Here is a 20310-nt window from a genome sequence, read left to right on the forward strand (position 1 = left end):
CAACGCACAAGCCCGGCGAGAAGCCGGGCTTGTGCGTCAGATATGCCTATCCTGTCGTTATGCTGATGACCCTTCCAACTGCAACCTCTTTACCTTCCCAGAGTGCTATCGACACTCCTGGCGATAGCTTCGGCAAGACAAGATTGGGATTCATGAACTTGACCGGCAACCTATAACTCTTGCCCAGATGAAGCACCCCTTCCTCAAGCGGCAAGCGACAATCGAATGCCTCGCCACCTACAAAAAGCGGACACCCGTAGTAGCTGCCCACGACATCACTACGGCGACCACCTTCGGCCGTCGTTTTGAATCGAACTTCAATAATGGCGTCTGATTTCATTTTGGTATCGGCATAGTGCTGAGTACTTCAGGCGTTAGTCCTTGCAACCGCTCGCCCGGGATGACCCAGGCGGGAATACCACGATCTACCGTTGCCGGGGCAAGTCCATTGAAGATGCTATTGGGCACACGAGTCTGAATCAATGTATACGGCGCATCGCCAAATCCATTGACTGCTTGCCTGGCATAGGACGCAGCTGCATCCGCAGAAGTGGTGAAGTATTTGCCTTCTGCCGAGCCAAGGTTTCTCAACACGTTCGTTGCTTGAATGTCTGCTAGCTCCTCTGGGCCAACTGCTCGATAAAGCATCGTCGTTCCATTCTTTACCGTATTGCTAGTTGCGCTTACGGCCCCGGCCAACACGGTTGTAAGAACAGTTTTGTCGCCACTCCCAGCGGGATGTTTTTCATAAAATCTTGAACATTGCTCTGTACCTTGATTGCAGGCAGCAACAGACGCTTTGAGATAAGCGTTTAGGTCTTTGTCAGTTCTGAATTCTCCATATCGCAGGTTGGCAAAGCGCTGCCCGATCCGACCAAGGAAGGTATCGGGTAGCCCAGAAGATAGCGGCCCGGAGTTGTCGGGGTATGGATCACCACAACGCAGCGGAATCTGACATCCGCCCGCATTCGGCGCAGGCTGCCCTGGCTGCGTCGCTGGCGTGCCGCCTGTCGGCGCTCCCAACACTTGTTGTCCAGGTGTATTGCCACCTGCCCCCTGCGAATTCGACTTAGTCGATCCGTTTGACGATGATATTTCCTTTAGCCACCCCGACAGAGCCTTGTCGTCTTCTTCTCGCCAACATGGGCTGCCTGGTGTCTTGTCACCAAAGCACTGATATCCCGTTGGATCTTTGCCCGACAACGGATTGTTCCCAATGTAAGAGTAGGGATTCAGGCTCTGGCTGTTGTGCGGATTGCCGATAATCGGATCGACATTGAGGAACCTCCCTAATTGGTAATCGTACACCCGCCCGCCCATATGGATCAGCCGCACCTCATCCGCATGGTCGTGCTTGGTGAACCCGTGGATCGTCTTGTCGAGGTCCAGCGTGCCGTTCTCGCGGTTCCCCATGTCACCGTTGCGTGCCTTGCCGAACGCGTCGTACATGCGTGTCGTCGGCACGTTGTTGTCGACCACGCTGATCGTGCTGCCAAGCCGGTCCCTCAGCATCACACTGACGCTGTCCACGCCGCCCGTCCGCGTCACGACTACCGGCCCCAGCTCGTGCACCTGCTTGGCACCGTTGCCCACGCCCACTTGCTCGTAGCCGTTCGGGCCGAAGTAGCGCAGGCCCTGGCCTGACAGTTCCGTAGTCATGCCACCCAGGGTCGAGTAGCTCCAGTTCATCATGCCGATTGCCGGGTTGCGCACGATGCTGCGCGGATGGTTGTCCGCGTCGTACACCGCCGTGATCGCTCCGCCGATCACGTTGCCGTTCGCATCGCAGGTGTAGCTCAGACCGTTCGCCGAAGTGACCGCATGCGGGCCGCAGCCGGTGCTAGTACCGCCGTACACGTAGCTCGTCGTACCGTTGTCGCTCTTGCTGACGATGTTGCCGCTGTTCGAGTAGGTGTAGGTCACCGGATCGCCGATCGCGCGCGCCGCCTTGGTCAGGCGCTGCAGGCTGTCGTAGGTGTACGTCTCGGTGTTCATCGCCGCACCCGCGCTGCGCTGCTGACGCATCAGGTTGCCGAAGCCGTCGTAGGCGTAGCTCACCTGATCGCTCGTGCCGCCACTCCAGCTCAGCGTTTGTGACTGGCCCGTGGACAGGTAGTCACTGTGACTGCCCGTGATCACGCCGGGGTATTGCTCCGCGGTCACATGGCCCCAGGCATTCTCACCCAGCCCGACCCAGTACACATAACCCGTGCCCACGTTGCTCAGCGCGCCGAGTTGGCCGTAGGCGGTGTACGTGTGTTTCACCGACAGGCCCGCCATGCTGCTCGTCGGCAGTTGCGGGTAAGTCTGCGTGTCCACGCGGCCCGCGCTGTCGTAGGTCGTCGCACTGAACAGGCTCAGTGTCGAGCCCGGTTCGCCGATCGTCGTCTTGATACCCATCGGGCGGCTTGCGTCGTTGTACGTGTACTGCTCTTTCCAGACCTCGGCGCTCAATGCCGGATCGCTCTCCGTGCCGCGGCGGCGCGATACCGTGGCGATCTGGCCTACGCCATTTGTCGGATCGTACGTCCAGGTGTCGAGCAGGTTTTCCGCCGCCACCCAGGCCTTGTCGGTCGGCGAGATCTGCTTGCGCTGCGTCACCCGGCCCAGCACGTCACGACCGGTCACCGTCGTCGTCACGTTGCGCGCATCGGTCTGCGTCTGCAGTTCTCCGAGCGCGTTGTAGGTGAAGTTCCATGTACCCTGGTCCGGGTCCACGCTCTGCAGTCGATGGCCCAGCGCGTTGTACGTCGCCTGGATAACGTTGTTTTCCACGTCGCGGATCGCCGCCACGTGGCCCAGCGCATCGGGCCAGTAGTTCGTCTTCTTGACGTTCGCATCGACCGTCTGCATCAGCTGGCCAAGCACGTTCGTACTGCGACTCATCGTGATCGACGAATTCGGGCCACCGCTTCCGCAGTAACCGCTGGCCGTGATGTTCGTTTGTCGGCCTACGTATGCATAGGTCGTGTCGAACTTGCCGCCGCTGCATGCCGCCGGCGCCTCCTTGGAGGTGACGCGATTCAACGCGTCGTAGGCGAACTCGGTGTAAGACGGCTGATCGGCGCCGACGTAGTACGGGGTGGATTGTTTCCAGGTCCGGCCGTTCTCGTCGTACCGGGTCAGCGTCGCGCTGAACGCGTACTGCAACTGGTTGCGCGCAATGCCGCTGTATCCCGCCTGCGCTTGTTTCACCGGGCGGCCCAGCAGGTCGTACCACACCACTTTGGTCGGATAGCCCGCCTGTGTGCTCACGGTGCGGAACGCCGCCAGGGTTTCGTTCGCGTCACTGCCGGAGCCGGTGCATCCGCCGGCGCACGGCGTCGTCGCGATATTGATCGCCGGCTCGATCAGACCCCCGGCATTGCTGCGCGTCGTTTGCATGGCGTGGCCGAAGGCGTCATAGGTCGTGGACGCGATGATGCTGTTGGGATCGATCGCGCTCTCGATCTGGCCGTCCCGGGCTCGCGTCGTCGTCTTAACCTCGTGACCCAGGCCGTTCTTGGTGCTCGCGACGAAGTAGCCGTCGCTGCTGTATGCGTACGTCGTCGTGCGCGCTTGGTCAATGCCGGACCCGGTGATCTGCACCGCCGTAGGCAGGCCGTAGTTCGTCGCGGCCGGAGAAGCAGGATACGTGTACGTCGTCGTCGATTCCTGATTGGCGACGCCTGGCTGCACGGTCTTGGTTGCCGGCGTGCGGTTCGGATCGTTCCAGGTGTACTTCGTCGTCAGCGTCTTCGCGCCCGTGTCGGTACCTGCAGGCGGCGCCAAGGCATAGCTGACTTGGGCCTGTGCCGTGGTGGTATCGAGCTTGTCGAGCCACCAGTCCGACACCTTCGAATAGTCGTAGGTATTGGTCGTTGTCGTCGTGTGGCTGTCGACGAACGTGCCGCCCGAGGCGTCGTCGCCGCGCGACACCGCCTGTTTCTTTATATTGCCGTAGACGTCCCACTCGCTGTTGGAAGTCGTGCTGTGGCCAGATAGATCGCCGGTGCCGAAATCGTAGTCGTTGCTCGCTTGTGTGCTGGCCACAGGACGCTGCACCGTCGCCGCTGTTGGTATGGTCAGTGGCGCGGTGCCCGAATCGCTCTGCGGACACGAAGCCAGGCTGCCGTCAGACTGGACGCACGAATACGCGGCGGTCTCGGTGCGGATCGTGCGCGAGCCGTTTGTCGCCGCCGTTCGCGTGGTCACCTGATCCATCTTCCCGACCAGCGGGAACTTCTGCTTGAACGTCGTCGTCGTCGCCAACCGCTGCGACGCATCGCTTGCGGCGTTCTCCACCGTGATCGTGCGGAAACCCTGGAACCCGCGGCCGAGGTGGTTGTACATCGCTTCGCTGTAGCCATACACCGCACTGCGTGCACCCGTTGTACCGCCGATGCCGTTGCTCTGCGTCATCGCGCTGACCACGGGCATGCTGCTCGTGAAGTAATAGTGGCGCGCATCGGCATAGCCGCCGTCGCCATCGATCAACGGATTCTTGATCGTGTAGAGCGAAATGCCGTCCTGCGCGATCGGCTGGGCCAGCGGCAGATAAGTCCACTGCGCCGTGTCGCCGAGGCCGTTCGTCGCCTTCGCCAATAGGCCGGGCAGCCCCCCGGCGGTCGATGTGGACACGCTCAGTGGGGAAACCACCGAGCGCAACCCGGTGCCGACGTTCTGGTTGATGAAGATCGGAGAGTCGTATTTGAAACTCGAAGCTGCCACGGAGGACGGGCTCGCGTCCGTAGGCGACGCGTACGTCGGGACTGTGGCGGGCCCATACCCCGGCTCGTCGACAATAAGGCAGCTGTCCCACCTCAACGTCGTGTTTGGCAGCGGCAATTCGAATCGCGCATGCGGACAGCCGATTCGAGTGACGAGGTCCTGCAGACCGTCTCCGAACACGTCGATGTTGGGTGGCGAGGACTGTGGATTCGACAGCGTAGAAACGAGCGAGGTCTCTACCAAGTCGGCGCGAATACTCGTTGCGTCGAGCTGCACGAACTTGACCGCCGCAAGATGATAGGCGCTCGCATCGGCGTATCCCACATCGTCATGCCCTGTATTCGAACCGTACATCGGGAAGATGACGTTCTTGTTCCACTTGCTGAAGCCGTCCGGAGCCGGCCCAGGCATATGGTAGTCGCCGCTAGGATCCTGCGGACAGGCGTAAGCGGGACACATCCACGCAGTCTGATCCGGCAACGGCCCTGTCGTTGTCTCCGAGGTTTGGCATTCGCCGTTCGGTGTCGGCGGCAGCGCATAGAACACGCACATTTTCAGCGCGAAACCTTGTTGTTTGGAGACGACGAGCACTTCCGGCTTGCCGTCGCCATCGATATCTGCCTGCGGCAAGCGGCCGGCGTACTTGAAAAAGTAGCGATAGGGCTGCGATGGATTGTTGTAATTGTCGAGTCCGGCATTGCGGCCGTTTCCGCTCGTCGTGATCAACGGGCCGAGGTGACCGCCCGTATTCAGGCGGACCTGCCAAATTCCCTGGTTAGGACGGGCAATGACGAAATCGTTCAGCCCATCGCCGTTGACGTCGATCCAATGGATCACATAGCGGGTTGACCTGGAACATTCATCGTCCATCCCTGAGCTGCTGACCAATCCAATCTGCGTGCAGCTCAGCGCAACCTTGGTGCTCGGCACACCGTTGACCACTTGCATGGAGAGAATCTTGCTCAGCGCAGCCCCCCCGTTATCGCCATCGCCTGCCAAATAGTTGTTGCCGATGAAAATATCGGGAATACCGTCACCGTTGAAGTCGGTGATTTGTGAGATGCGTTCGTCCAGCGTGATGTAGTAGAGCGTCGGATCGCCGAGCGTCGGCAATTTGACTTCGCGATTCAGGCACGACAATTGAATTCCGTCCGAAAATTTCGGCGGATGAGACGCATCCATCTGTCCGGTCAGCGGATTGACTTCCGTTTGATTCAAGTACGCGAACACGGCGCGCTTCGGGGTTCCGCTCTGGTCGTTGCCGCAATCGTTCGCCTGCGCCGCGGCAAACTGTTCCTTGACAATATCGAGCTTGCCGTCGCCGTTGATGTCCACGACGTGCACAGAATCCAGTTCAATGCCCTGCGGTATCCCCGGCGGAGGAACGAACGCCGGTATGTTCGTCGGCAATATTTGAAGAGCCTCGCTTCCCGTGGCGATGGCGCCTCGTTTCAAATTCCAAACGGCCAACTGGACTTTACCGAGATCGGAACTCGAGCGCGGAAGGAGGATCGCCGCCGAACGTCCATCGCCGGCGAAATCCCCATAACAGTCGCTCTGCGCTATGCACAGTTTCCCGGTCATCTCTACGGCGCTGCGCACTTGGCGATCCGCGGTCAGTTGGACCAAATAGTCTTTGCCGGTCTGCCCGCGACCGATATGTGCAGCCAGTTCCGCCGTGCCGTCACCGTCCATGTCTCCAGCCGATACGATCCAATCGTCCGGATCGTCGGTGTTGGGGTCACCCGCTACCGGTGCCGCCAGCGCCATGCCTTTGGCAGTCATTGCTTTCATGACTGCCGCCGATAACGATGGCGGTGTCTGCGGCGCCGTCGGGATCTTGAGAGCTGCCAAGGATGTTAGATGGAAGTCCGGCTTCGCATCGCCGGCGTCTTTCTCCGTCGAAACGAATTGAGTTTCGGGATGGCAAACCAAGCCCTCGGAGCCCGAAGCACATTCCTTCAAACTCACCATCATCAAGCGCTGGCTATAGGACGACACGGCGTACGTCGGCGTGTAGGTCCGCACAGTTGCTGTCCCGACTTTGGTCGTGATCGATTGCAGCGCTTGCGTCTGCATCGTCAGACCGCCGGCCAGATAGCTCGACGAAATATCGGTTGGCACGGCTGACCCGTTCGAGGCGCTGACCGCATTGGTGCGCGGTTGGTATACGAAACTCACCGAACGATCGCCGACGGTCGCGTTGTAGCCGGTATAGGCCACATTGCTCAGCAATACTTCGCCGTCGCCCTTGTTGGTATAGGTATAGATTTGATTGTTACCGACCCGGTCTTCGATCTTCTCGACGAGCCAACTCAACGCCGCGGGAGCGCCCGTCGGCTTCACGCGCGAGGACGCCGTACTCGAGATAGAACAAGACGATCCGTTGGTCACACCGCCGTAATGCAGGATGCGGCCGTTCTTCTGTTCCACGCGGAAGCACGCAACGTCGCTACCGCTGATATCGCCGCCGATCTGCGTGATGCGCGCATAGCTGTCGACCTCGGTGCGGTATTCGGTGCCTTGCGTGCCGTAATTTTTGGTGTCTGCCGTGCCGTCGTTTTTGGTTTTGGCCACCTTGACGAGCCGCTGACCGTCGAGGCAAAGGCGATCGGTGTCCGCATACGTGACGCCGAGTGTTTGCCCGTCCTGCTCCGGCGTCCGCGGGCAGCGATGGATCGAACTCAACCCGGAAATCGTCCAGCCCATGCCCACCACGCCGTTGCCGCTGCGGCTGTTGTAGACGAGCGCGAGATCGGGCTGCATGCCGGCGCGTCCCGGCGGCACGACGATCGGCACGTGATACTGCGCCGCACCGCCGTCGGTGCCGGCCTGGCCTGCCATTGTGCCAACCGTCGGATCATGCGTGACGGCTGGGTCGATCGGCGGACCGAACGTCGGCATCGAAGGCGGCGTGGCGGTGCTGCCCACAGCCAGTTGCGTCACATTCACCGTCACTGGATCGAGCCCGATGACGAGGATCGACAAGGTCGCCGTCCGCGCGGTCGTCAGCGCGTTCGCCGTCGTCGTCAAACCGAGCGAACCGTCGCCCGTGCCGTGGTCCGGCGCCACCGTCAACCAGTCGCGCACGCTCGAGGTCACCGTCCAGGAACAGCCCATCGGTTTGACCGCGACTTTCTGCTCCGCGAGGCCACCGCCTGCCGGCAGTTGGATATCGGTCGGCAGCACGGTCAGGTTGCAGTTCATCGCCTCCTGCGAGACGGCCAGCGCGGCAGAGGCATCCTTGCCGATCACCTTGACCGTGCCTTTTAGCGCTTTCGCCGTCGTGTTCGCTCCCTTCGGCGCGAGCGTGATCTTGCCCGGACCGATGCCGCCGGTCGGCGTCGCCGTCAGCCAGCCCACCGCATCGCTGTTGTCTACGCTCCAATAGCAACCCGTTGGTGCGTCGACGTTGATCTGGCGCGTCGTCGTCGCCGTATCGCTCGCGAGGAATCCAACGTTGTCCGGCGTTAAGGCCAGCCCTGCGCAAGACGCGCCTTCGCTCGGGGGCACGGTGACGAGGCCGCTGGATGTGTACTCGCTACACAGGCTGTCCGTGCACGCCGCCACTCCGATGTAGTAGGTGCTGGGCGCAAAATCGACCTTGATCGACGTTGGCGTCAGCGGGACGCGATCGACCACGATGCTCCACGGCACGTCGTTGCGCAGACGGTAAGCGATAAGGTAGGAAGTCGGCGAAATACCGCCTTGAGCCGCCTGCCAGTCGATCTGAATCTTGCCGCCGCCCGCGTAGGCAGCGGTCACCGCCACCGGCGGTCTCGGGAAGTCTTCGGGATTGCCGACACTGATTGCCACGTTGTCGCTGCGATCGCCGAACCAGACCGCACCCGAGTCGGCGTCCTGCACAAGCTGCCATTGCAGGTTGTACACCCCTGCGATAGGCGGCGTCTTCGCGTTGAATAAGAACGTGACGGTCTCGCCAGGCGCCACCGGCGCAGGCAACTCCACACGCCGGCTATCGACCCAATTCCAATCGATGGAGAGCGCGCCGAGACGAAATTTCTGCTCGCGCGTCCAGGTCGTGCTGCCGGTGTTGCGGAAGGTCAGCGACGCCTGAATAGTCGTGTTCTTCGGCGCCGCGTTGCGCATCTGCGCCCAGGTCATCGGATTCTGGTAGAGGAACTGTGCATCGAGCGCCGGCGTCGGCAGCACGGTGAAATCCTGCGGGCTTACCGCCGTCTGTGCGTCGACCTTGACCGTGATCGGGCCGGTGACGGCCGCGAGGGGCACGGGCACACGCAACGTTTTGCTGTCGACGAATTCGACCTTGGCATCATCGACAGGCGCGCCGCCGGCGAAGGTGACCTGGTTGCGTCCGAATACCCGGCTGAACCCGGTACCCTCGATCGTGATGAAAGACAGGAACGATCCGCGCTTCGGCGAGACCCTGGTGATCGTCAGCGGTGTCGGCGGCGGCGCGACATAGTTGAAGTTTTGCAGACTGGTCGCGCTGAGCCGGCTCGACGTGGTAACGGTGAACGGGCCGCTCTGCACGTCGCGCACGATCTGCACCTCGATCGTCGTTTCGTTCCACGACATCACCGGCACCCTGAGGTCGCCCAGCATCACGGTGTCGCTGACCGGATAGAAGTTGGTGCCGCTGATCGTGACCCGTGTTCCGGGGCCACCGCCTGCGGGCGCGAAACCGGTGATCTTCGGTCGAGGCGAGAAATTACCGGCGGTCGTCACCGTCTGGCTGCCGACCTTCACCGTGATCGGGCCATATGTCACCGGGTAAGGCACTGTCACCGTCAATTGTGTCTTTGTCGCATTCACCTCGCTTACGTCCGCTCGCGCGGCGTTGCCGGTAAAGGTGACGGCGTTGTCGGCCGCAGTGGAACTGAAGCCGGCGCCCGTCAGGATGATCTTGCTGCCAGCCGTATCGCCGGCACCGTCGATCCAATAGACCACCAGCGGCACTGGAGTAACGTTGATGTTCTGCAGGGAGGTGAGCCCAAACGCTGCACCCCCGTCTTGCTGCATCTGCCACAAAAATGCGTAAGGGCCCGGCGTTTCGGGCGCGGTCACGGTGAGCTGGAACGTCGCGTTCTGGCCCGGCGCCGTATCCGCGGACAACGACACTTTGCCGCCGACACCCCAGTCCAGCCCGTTGGTGCTGGCAAGCTGGATCGTCTGCCCGGCACGCCAAGTCGACGAGCCGATGTTCTGCATCGTGATCGCGACATTCGGATATTTCTGTCCCGCGGTCATCGTCGCCGGTACATTCTGCGAGACGAACTTCGCCGCAAGCGCCGGTACCGTGAAGGCACTGCTCGACGCGCCCGTAGCACTGGCGACCTGGACCGAAATCGGTCCGGTAGACGCGCCGGCCGGTACGCGGGCGGTCAGTTGCGTGGCGGAGACCGGTGTAACAGTGGTCGCCGGCACACCGTTGAACTTGACCGTGTTCGTGTTCGTCGCGACGCTGAAATTCGTGCCGGTGATCGTGACCAGTTTGTCGACTTCGCCGCTGGTCGGATCGAACCCGGTGACGGTCGGCACTGGGTCGGTGACGGTAAATGTATCTGCGCTACTGACCGGACCGTCGGCCGTCTGCACAGTGAGTTTCGCACTCGCGGCATTTTGCGGAATCGTCGCGACAATGGTCGTGTCGCTCCAACTGCCGACACTCAGCGCACTCGAACCTATGGACGCGCTGCGTTGCGTCGCGCCGAAGCCACTGCCGCCGATCGTCACCGACGTGCCCGGCGGCCCGGTCTTCGGATTGATCGAATTGAGTACCGGGACCAAGGTGAAGAACCCGTTGGCTGTGGTGACCGTGTTCTGTCCGACCGTGACAGTGATGGCGCCGCTCATCGCATTTGCCGGCACGATAACCGTCAGCGACGTCGAGCTGGCCAAAGTGACTTGCGCGTCAAGGCTCGCGCCTTTGAACCGGACGGAATTGCTTCCCGGCGTCGTATTGAACCCACTGCCGCCGATCACCACCGACTGGCCGATCGAAGCTGCGAGGCTTTGGCCGGTGACAGTCAGCGGCGCTTGCCAGACCCACCACACGTCGACACTGCATTGTTGCGAAGCATTATTGTTGTATGCGGGATTGGTCATGAACACGCGCGTGATGAATTGACCGTAGCGCGGATTGCCGGGGTCATACTGCGAGTGCGGGACGTCCGCGTACCAAGTACCGCCACCGGCATTTATACCCTGCAGCCACTGCAGGTCGTTCGTGTTGTTCTCTTCGACCCACCAAGTCGGGAATTTCACGTCAGAGGCATTCTGTACACCGTAGGCATAAATACGCTGGCTCGTTGCATTCGTCGCGACGACCGCCGCCTGTGCCGCAGCCGACGAACACGTCGCTGCCGGTGTCGGATCAACCGTGAAGCTCGGGCCGTTACCGGTCGAGACACCGACGCTGACGCTGACCGGTCCCGTGGTCGCGCCGAGCGGCACCGTGGCAGTCAGCTTCGTGCTGGTCATCGACGTCACCGTCGTTGAGGCGACGCCGTTGAACTTGACCACGTTGCCGCCTGCCGCCGTGCTGAAGTTGGTGCCGGTAAAAATCACCGAGTCACCGACCATACCGTGCGTCACCGACAAAGTGCTGACGGTCGGAACGGGCGGCGTGACCGTGAACGGATCGACGCTGTAGTAGAACTGGTTGGCAACGTCGGCGAATCCAAACTGGCTGGAACTGGCGCCGTTCGGAATCGTGGCGACGATTTGTGTCGGGCTCCAACTCGAGATTGCCAACGGCCGCCCCCCGATGCCGACGACTGCGCCGCTTTGCGTCGCCCCGAAACCGGTGCCGGTCAATGTGACCTGAGTGCCGACCGGTCCGTTCAATGGAGTAAAACGGGTGATGTCCGCAACGACCGAAAACGCGCTCGTCGAGACACTTTGCCCGCCGACCCTCACCGTGATCGGACCGCTGCACGCGTCGGGCGGTACCGTCACCTCCAACGCGTTGCTGCTGGTTGCGGTCTGGTTGGCCGCCTGACTGGCGCAAGCGAATTTGACGGCATTGCCACTCGACGTCGAACTGAATCCCGTACCATTGATCGTGGTCGATTGGCCGACTTTAGCCGCAGACGGTTTGACATTGCCGACCGACAATGTCACCGGCGTGACCGTGACCGCAGCGGCCGGCGCGATCGTGCCGAACCAGCCCACGCCGTCCTGCAGCATCTGCCAGACGAAGTTATAGCTGCCCGGTGTTGCTGGTGCCGTGATCGTGAAATTGAACGTCACCTGCTGGCCGTAAGCCACGTCGTTCGGCAGGGCCACACGCTGGCCGACGCCCCAGTCCACACCGTTCTGCGAACCGAGACGATAGAGCTGTCCGGCAGTCCAGGTGCTGGAACCGATGTTCTGCATCGTCACCGACACCGCCGCAGTCTGCCCGGCGATCATCGTGCTCGGCGGCGGCGTCTGCGCGATGAAGGCCGCCGCTTGGGCGGCGAGCGGATTGACCGTAAAGGTGCCGCTGCTCGTCGCGGTCTGTCCGTCCTTGGTCACGCTGATCTTGCCGCTCGTCGCGGTCATCGGCACGACCGCCTTCAGCCACGTGCCGACGTTGCTGCGATCCGAGATCGTGGCCGTGACGCCGTTGAACTTGACTACGTTGTTCGCGATCGTGGGGCTGAAATTTGTGCCGTTGATCTGGATCACGTCGCCGGGTTTGCCGCTCGTCGGCGTGAAGCTCGTGATCGTCGGCGCCGGATGAGTGACGGTGAACGACTGCGTGCTCGGCGCCGAAGTCATGTCCCAATTGGTCAGCGTGATCGGTCCGGTCTGCGCGCCATTGGCCACGAACGTGACGATCGTATTGTTGACAGTAGGACTCGATGAAGACGAAACACCACCGGTGAAATTGACCGTCGAGTACCAGACATTGCGTCCGGTGATCGTCAAGTTCGTCAACTCGGCCGGGCCGCTCGTCGGCGTGAACGAAATCCCGTACGGCGGGTAGTAGTAGAAGCCCGCCGAGACAGCCGTATTGCCGCCGACCGTGACGCTGATGGAACCGGTGTCGCCGCTCGGTGCCTTGACCGCCAAACTCGTCGAGCTGGCCGAGACGACATTGGCATAGGTTCCGCCGAACTGGACCGTGTTATTGGCCGGGTTCGGATCGAAGCCACTGCCGACGATCGTGACTATCGTGTCCGGTGCGCCCTTGGCCGGTGAGAAGTTGTCGATCGTCGGCCCCGTGCCTGCGGCCACCGCCGAGGCCGCCGCAGCGCGCCCAACGGCATTGCCGGTTTGCGTCGATACGCCCGCGATGGTGAAGTCTCCGCCCGTCTTCGACTCGATCCCGTTGATCGTCAGACTCAGGCGCCCCGTGGTCGCGCCAGGGGGAATGCGCACGCTGAGCGACGTAGCACTCGCCTGCGTCACTTCACCGGCGATGCCGTTGAACAACACGCGGTCCGCCGTGGCGATCCGGCTGAAGTTCTCGCCGCTGAGCGTCACCGTCTCGCCGACCGCGGCCTGCTGCGGACGCAGACCGGTCAGACGCGGCAGACCCGTCATCTCGACGCCCCAGGCCTGTAACTCGACGATACGCGCCGCACCGGCCAAGCCGGCCTTGGCGACAATGCGCAGGCGCATTGCCGCGGTCGGCGCGAACGTCACCGTGCGCTTGACCAGATTGTTGTCGGTGATCTGCGCGACCGTGACCCAGCCATTGCGCCACACCTGCACATCGAATGCGGTCAACCCCCACTTCGTGAAGGTCGTCGAATCGGTCGGCTCGCCGCCTTGTTCGTAGTCGTCCTGCAGCGTCCACAGCGTCACCGCATCGAGCACCTGCGGCTTCTCGAATGCCAGCTCCACCGTGGTCGGGAACGCGCCCTCGCCTGCGCTCATCCAGCCGCCCGTCGCGGCGTTGCCCCAGTCCTTGCCGTCGACGATGCCGTCCACCATCGCGGTGGCCGGATACAGTTCCTCCGATGCCGAGTCCGCGACGATCGTCGCGGTCGGCGCCGGCGTTTTATCCTTGTTCTTGCTTGCCATCGGCAAGGCGACATTGCCGATACCCGAGGCGCCCCAAGCCTCGAGCTCGACGAGGCCGATGCCTTCGCTGCCGCCGCTCGTGCAGATGACGCGCACTGCACCGGCTGACACCGGCGCGAACGACACGCTGCGCTTGATCAGGTGGTTGCCGCTGACGTGAGCGACGGTCTTCCAGTTGTTGCCGTGGCCGTTGGACACCTGCACGTCGAACTCCACCACGCCGACGCGAGTGAAGGTGCGCGCATCGATGCCGTCGGCATCGACCACGACGCCGTCCGGCGCGGAGTACAGGGTGACCGCATGGATCGTCTGCGCCGTCGCGAACGTGACTTGCGCCCATTCGTTCGCCTTGGTCGCAGCGCGCCAGCCGTCGCCGTGACCCCAGGTCGACCCGAGCCAGGCGTCGTCGTTCAAACTCGCCGCGGGGTAGTCCGCGCTCGATGCCGTCGACGACACCGACGCCGCGCCGCCGTTGGCCGAAGCAGCCCAATCCACGATCGTATCGGCGGTTTGGGCAAGCACCTTGCCCGAGAAAAGACACAACAACATCCCCGCCATCGCCCTTGCGGCGACGGCGCTTCCCCTGTGCAAACCCATGCCCTACCCCGAAACCATTTCTGCAAAAATAGCTATCGAATGTAGACGTTTATTTACAAAACTGTCAATCACCGATTATTTTGCGGATGCGTGATCCTGGTGCCGATAACAGGTGATCAAGCTTCCGAGTACAGATATCTTGTAGGTGCTTATCGACGATGCTCAAAGGTCGGCGATTAATACTTGCCTCGCGCAATCAAATACGCGCTTTGGGATAACTTGCCGCCCAATGAAGTAGTGAAACGTCGACAACGGCAGATGTCCGCCCGCAGCCGGCACGTACCAAGACAATGTCACCGGGAGTTCACGAATGCCATGCAGACTGAGGCCATGTCGACGCAAACTTCGCGGATCCGTCCGTACCTCTTTCTCGCCCTGTTCGCCGTGACCTTACCCGTCGCCGCCGCAGAATCGCCCGCACACGTGCGCCCCATTGCGGATCACGTGCTCGTCCTCGGTCATCGCGGCGCGAGCGCGCTGCGTCCGGAACACACCCTGGCTTCGTACGGCAAAGCGATCGAGGACGGCGCCGATTTCGTCGAGCCCGATCTCGTCATGACCAAGGACGGCGTGCTCGTCGCGCGTCACGAGAACGAAATCTCCGGCACCACCGACGTCGCCAAGCATGCCGAGTTCGCGGCGCGCAAGGCGACCAAGACGATCGACGGTCAATCGGTCAGCGGCTGGTTCACCGAAGACTTCACCTTCGCCGAATTGAAAACTCTGCACGCACGCGAGCGGCTGCCCGAACTGCGTCCGGACAATGCGAAATTCGACGGTCAGTTCACCGTGCCGAGCTTCGAAGAAATCGTCGAATTCGTCGCCGCCGAATCGAAACGGCGCGGGCGCGTCGTCGGTCTGTATCCCGAAATCAAGCACTCGACTTATTTCAAAGGCATCGGCCTGCCGATGGAAGATGCGCTGCTCGCTGCGATCCGCAAGCATCCTTACACGGCGAAAACCGCGCCGCTGTTTATCCAGTCCTTCGAGATCGGCAACCTCAAGTATTTGCGCGGCAAGCTCGGCAAAGATCTGCCGAAGGTCAAGCTGATCCAGTTGCTCGGCGAAGAAAAAGAACAGCCTTACGACGCAGTCGCGGCCAAACAGCCGCTGAGCTTCGGCCAGATGATGCAGGCGCAGGGCCTGATCGAAATCGCTCGCTACGCCGACGCGATCGGACCGAATAAACTCTCGATCATCCCGCGCACGGCCGACGGCAAGCTTGCCGCTCCGACTGCGCTCGTCGCAAATGCGCACGCGGCCAAGCTGCTCGTGCATCCGTGGACGTTCCGCCCGGAAAACTATTTCCTGCCGAGCGATCTGCGCGCACCGGGCACGCCGGCCACGCGCAACGACGCCGGGCTCGTCACCGAAATCCGCGCCTATCTCGACGCCGGCATCGACGGCTTCTTCAGCGACGATCCGGCTCTTGGCCGCAAGGCGCTGGAACGTTGAGATGAAGCGGCGGCCTTCCGTGGCCGCCGCCCCTCCGCAACGCCCCCTATCCGCGCACGCCGACGGATTTACTCGCGGTGAGCAGTTCGCCTTGCAGGGTTTCGATCGCGGCAATGTGCGTATGCACGGCATTGATCAGCGCCGTCGCGAAGGCGAATTCGGCTGGCGTGGTCCAGCCGGGATTGCGGATGATTTTAAGCAGCTCCGCCAGCGTCACACCGCGCCCGAGTTTGGCCAGCGCGTCGCTCAATGCGGAAATCTTCTTGTCCAAAATATGTACGTGATCCGAAGACATAAACAGTTCCTCTCAGAATGGGTCGAGGGCCGCACCGCCCTTTGCGTGGGGCTTTCCTGGCCCGCGGGAAAAACGTTGGTTCGTCCTAAGCTTTTCTCTTCGTGCGCCTTGCGGGATGCGTCCTTGCGTACTAGTTACGCGCTTCGGAGCGCGGCACTGACAACGGATTCGCAAGCACCGCGCCGTCATAGATCGAGCGACAGGTCAGTTTCGCTGTAGCCCCAGCTCTTCAATGCTTCGGCGAGGTTGTCGTAATTGGAAGGACGCGTGGCGCCGGCGGGATTCTGTTTGTACGCAGCGAGCTTCGCCGTACCCGACGGCTGCCCCTGCGGCGCGATCTCGTTGTAGCCCATCAGCATCGGCAGTTCGTTCGCGTTCTCCGCTGCGGACAACTTGGTCAAAAGCGGTTTCAGTGCATCGGCGATGGCGTCGTCGGATGCGGACACGATCCCTCTCGGGTCCTGCGTGCCCGACTGCGGGAACACGATGAAGCTCACCGGGAAGTTATTGTTGAAACTGTTGCCGCGTCCGCTGCCACCGAGATCCTTGCCGACCTTGTGCGAGCACTCGCCGAGCTTGTAGCCATAGCCGGTGTCGACGAAGTAGAAGCCGCTTTGCAGGTTCTGATCGTGGCGCAATGCGAGACCGTAGTCGCCGAGAGCGACGCCGAGCGCCTGGAACTTGTCCGACAGCGCGCCGTAGGCGACGCGCGAAGCGTCGACGTAGCTGTCCTGGCGATATTCCGCTCCGGTCGGCTGCGGCGTGCTCGAGACGTAGTAGCCGGGATTCGGATCGTCGTTCTTCGCCTGCTGGATCACCGGAAACTTGCCGCCAACCTTGACCTCGTCGCGCTGGTCGATCTGTGCGTCGCCGCTCTGCACAGCGGCATCGGTCGCGCTCAGCGCGACGACACCGAACCAGTGCGTGCTGTCGAATGCATTGCCGAGATCGTCGTCGCCGGTGAGGCCGCTACCCGGCGGCGCATATGCCGTCGGCGAGCCGTCGAAATCGACGTTGACGTGACCGAAGTACACATACGCGACGGCCGTGTCGGGATCGGAATCCCAGCTCACCACGGTAAGCGGAATCTTCGGGTAGTCGCTGCCGTTATGCCAGAGCAGCGAGTGGTCCTTGAATACGAGTCTTGCCATGTCAGTTTCTCCTTTGTCGAAACGTCATTGCCTTCCGATCGCCGCGGTCGCTGCACGTTGCCGGCGATACCCGAACCGTCTGCGCTTTCCTCAGGAAGAAAAGCGCGTGGACTTGTTCCAGGTATCGGCGGACGTCAGAAAGTCGTGCGCACCTTGATCGTCGGTATCGGCGCGAACGGTGTTGTTGCCCTCGAAGCCCATGCAGACCGTGTCGCGGCAGACTTTTTTCACCACGTCGAGGTCCATCAGGCGCGCAACGCCCGCGTCGCTCAGAATGTTGTTGAGCGCACTCGCGACGCGGTCGCCGAGCGGCGCGACCACGCTCGCGGAAACGGCATTTCCGTCGGAGTCGTACTGCAACTGGATAAAGCCGGTGCCGTCCATGCAGTCGTTGTTGAAGTTCTGATTGATCCACGACAGCAGCATGCTCGCCGCAATGGTCTGCACGGTCGGCGGCACCACGGTGCGCAACGCGGCGAGTTCGTTCTCGATGCCGCCGATGTAGCCGCCGCGACCGCCTTCGTCGTTGCCGTTGTATTCGTTGCGAATCTGGTTGCGCAGCGCTTCGCCGGTCTGCCCCTGCGTGTAGTTGTTGACGATCGTCGCGCGCAGCGCGGAGACCCATTCCGACGCCGCTTTGCTGACAGCGGCCTTGGCAGCGCGATCGACTTCGTCGGACAGCGCATGCACGAGATCGACGAGCGGACCGAGATCGGCTCCGGTCGAATCCTTGACCGCGGTGACCGCGGTTTTTTCCAGCGTCTTCAATCCGGTCTTGAGGAACACGCCGACGATGTCGGGACTGGCCTCCTGCGCCGACGCGGTCTGGAACGCGGCCTGGACGTTGTCGATGGCCGCGGTGTAGGCGGTCACCATTTTCGATTTGGCTTCGACCACGGCAGCCACGTATTGGTCGATGGTCTGCATGTCGGTGTCGTAGTCGGTGGCGGTCGTGTCGCTCATGTCGTTCTCCTGTTCGGGTGAGAGGGTGGAGGCCGGCGGGATTCGCGCGGTTTCCTTCGGTGGTTTTTCAGCGATGGCTTCGCCGGGGCATTCGTGGGCTTGGCTTTCGAGTCATGGATTGATTTGCTGCGAAGGCGTTGTGCCGCTGCGTCATGCGTCGCTGCGCGCCGGCTTCGGTCCGCTCGCACGCAGACCCATCATCTGCTGCAGCGCGTTGAACCAGAACGGCGCGCCGAGCGAGACGCCGAACGCGGTCAGAACCCATCCGAGCACGCGCCACACACCGCTCGCGCCGTCGCCGAATACGGCGTGGGCGAAGATCGCGAACGGATCGGAAGTGGCGCCCGCGTGCTTGGCGTCGTCGGTCCAGCCGATCGGAATCGGCAGAGCCTGCAGTTGTTGCAAGACGGCTGTGGCATCGGCGGGCGGCGTGCCATCGGCTCCCGGCGCAGGTTTAGCAGCAGTCGCCGCCGCGGTCTGCACGATCGCCGCGCGCACCGTGGCCGGATCGTTCCATAGCGTCGTTGCGATGCGGATCGAGTCGACGTTGAATGCCACCGCCGCGACGAGTCCGAACGTGAGCAAGAAGTACTGACTGAAGCGCTTGTACTCTCCGCTCGCGCGATCCATCGCGTCGTCGAACCAGGTCTGCAGATGCGTCTGCAGCGCGTCGAGATCGCCCGCGGCGCGCTGCACGAACATGGTCAAGCTGTCCTTGGCCGAGCTGGCGGGAAGCTGGGCTACGCCGTTTTCGATCTGGCTGAACGCCGGCGCCTGACTGCCTTGTGCGAGCACATTCATCAGCGCCAGCGCAAAACTCTTCGCCGGCAGATAGGAAGGCAGCTCGGCCGCACCGAGCGGCTTCACCAAAGCATGCGCCTTGACGCGCGCGGCGAGCGACGGCGCATCGCCCGAGCCGAGGTTGTCGCAAAGCAGGCGGTCGAGCGTGCCGAGCAGGCGCTTGCCGCGCAGCTTGATCGCACCGACGACGAGTTCCTGGAACGACGAGGCGAGCATGCCGAGCAGCAGATAGGTCAACACCAACCCGAGAGCAACGTTGAAAGCGGTTCCGATGGACATGTCTCGATCCCTCAGTCTTTGAGCAGGTTGAGCAGCACGCGCGTCTGGTAGTGGTACGAGTCCTGCCCGGCGCCGTTGTAGCGGCGCACGGCGTAGGGCCAGTCGCAGGCAAAGTCGGCGCGGTCGGGCACACCGTGATAGGTCGCCGTGGCGTAGTACTGATCGACGTGGTAACTCGACGCCGATCCTTCGCAGCACGGCATGCCGGGAACGATATTCACCTTGCGCGCAGCGAGCGCGCAGTTGCGGCAGTCGGCTAGGTAGCGCGCGTCGCGCGGCGCGTACTTGCACAGGCGCAGCGGCAACAGCGGATGCTCGGCGCTGCGGTCCTCGGCACGGTCTGCCGTGCCGGCGACGAAATGATCGAACTTGTCGCGCAGCTCGGCATAAGCGTGCCTGACGTTCTGCGCCGGATCGCGCATCAGGTCGTTCACTTCCGCAGCGCTCGGCGGATGATGGAACAAGGTGTATTGGCCGACGCCGTAGCCGCGCGACGTGATCGCGTCGGCATTCGCCGCCTCGGCGTGATCGAGGCCGACGACGATGTAGTCGTCGGCGTTGCCGCCGGCCGGCACGCAGAAATGCCGCACGCCGCTTTCCTGGCGGAAAATAGCGAGCATGAACGGACTCGGCGCAATACCGTTGTAGAGCTGCGCGATCGCCGCGGCGACCTTGGCGTTCTCGCCGGCCGGATCGGCCGCATTCGGCAGCTTCGCCACTCGCGTATCGGCAAGCAATGCGGCGATGCAGCCGGCCAGGGCCTGGTCGACCACGCCGTTCACCGCCGTCACCTGGGGCACGCCGCCGGCCTGATTGAAATCGGTCATGGCGACCGGCGCCTCGCCGTCGGCTTCGCGCGAGGTGCCGTGATTGTTGAGCAGGTCGAACTGCAGCGCGCGCACGGCGCTTTCCGTACCCGCGCCGAAGCTGCCGTCGATCATGCCGCGCAGATAGCCGAGTGCGCGCAGATCTTCCTGCAGCGCGCTCACCATGTGCGGATCGTTGCTCGCGTTGCGCGCCAGGCTCAGGCCGGCTTGCTGATAGATGGGGCTCATGGTC

At 62.4% G+C, this 20310-nt stretch carries 9 protein-coding genes; 2 read left to right on the plus strand and 7 right to left on the minus strand.

What is annotated here, in order from left to right:
• Nucleotides 1-46: 46 nt before the first annotated feature.
• Both FFS30_RS00370 and FFS30_RS00375 read right to left on the minus strand, forming a co-directional pair.
• Entirely contained in the window at nucleotides 47-340 is a 294-nt protein-coding gene (locus tag FFS30_RS00370) for a hypothetical protein (RefSeq protein ID WP_137911133.1), read from the minus strand.
• Nucleotides 337-14205, minus strand: coding sequence for an IPT/TIG domain-containing protein (locus FFS30_RS00375; protein WP_171014338.1), 13869 nt, complete (start codon nucleotides 14203-14205; stop codon nucleotides 337-339). The genes FFS30_RS00370 and FFS30_RS00375 overlap by 4 nt, the downstream gene beginning before the upstream one ends.
• On the opposite strand from FFS30_RS00375, the gene FFS30_RS23705 reads away from it, so the two are divergent.
• Both FFS30_RS23705 and FFS30_RS00380 read left to right on the plus strand, forming a co-directional pair.
• Complete coding sequence (locus FFS30_RS23705) at nucleotides 14183-14401, plus strand: hypothetical protein (RefSeq protein ID WP_171014339.1); 219 nt, start codon at nucleotides 14183-14185, stop codon at nucleotides 14399-14401. The two genes, FFS30_RS00375 and FFS30_RS23705, sit on opposite strands and share 23 nt — an antisense overlap.
• Before the next feature lie 236 nt (nucleotides 14402-14637).
• Nucleotides 14638-15762 (plus strand): glycerophosphodiester phosphodiesterase, encoded by a 1125-nt coding sequence (locus FFS30_RS00380; RefSeq protein WP_137911135.1) that lies wholly within the window; start codon nucleotides 14638-14640, stop codon nucleotides 15760-15762.
• Between the two features lie 46 nt (nucleotides 15763-15808).
• On the opposite strand, the gene FFS30_RS00385 is transcribed toward FFS30_RS00380, so the two are convergent.
• The 5 genes from FFS30_RS00385 to FFS30_RS00405 all read right to left on the minus strand — a co-directional run bounded on the left by FFS30_RS00385 (nucleotide 15809) and on the right by FFS30_RS00405 (nucleotide 20306).
• On the minus strand, nucleotides 15809-16057 hold the full coding sequence (locus tag FFS30_RS00385; protein ID WP_137911136.1) for a hypothetical protein: 249 nt from the start codon (nucleotides 16055-16057) through the stop codon (nucleotides 15809-15811).
• A 185-nt stretch (nucleotides 16058-16242) separates the two neighbouring features.
• Complete coding sequence (locus tag FFS30_RS00390) at nucleotides 16243-17208, minus strand: hypothetical protein (RefSeq protein ID WP_137911137.1); 966 nt, start codon at nucleotides 17206-17208, stop codon at nucleotides 16243-16245.
• Between the two features lie 90 nt (nucleotides 17209-17298).
• The gene (locus tag FFS30_RS00395; protein ID WP_137911138.1) at nucleotides 17299-18171 is read right to left on the minus strand and encodes a hypothetical protein; all 873 of its coding nucleotides are present in this window, start codon (nucleotides 18169-18171) and stop codon (nucleotides 17299-17301) included.
• Nucleotides 18172-18321: 150 nt separating this feature from the next.
• Nucleotides 18322-19251 (minus strand): hypothetical protein, encoded by a 930-nt coding sequence (locus FFS30_RS00400; protein ID WP_137911139.1) that lies wholly within the window; start codon nucleotides 19249-19251, stop codon nucleotides 18322-18324.
• Nucleotides 19252-19262: 11 nt separating this feature from the next.
• Nucleotides 19263-20306, minus strand: coding sequence for a peptidoglycan-binding domain-containing protein (locus tag FFS30_RS00405; protein ID WP_212742376.1), 1044 nt, complete (start codon nucleotides 20304-20306; stop codon nucleotides 19263-19265).
• Between the last annotated feature and the right edge of the window lie 4 nt (nucleotides 20307-20310).

Origin of the sequence: Rudaea sp. 3F27F6, from assembly GCF_005503555.1 — a bacterium.
GTDB lineage: Bacteria > Pseudomonadota > Gammaproteobacteria > Xanthomonadales > Rhodanobacteraceae > Rudaea.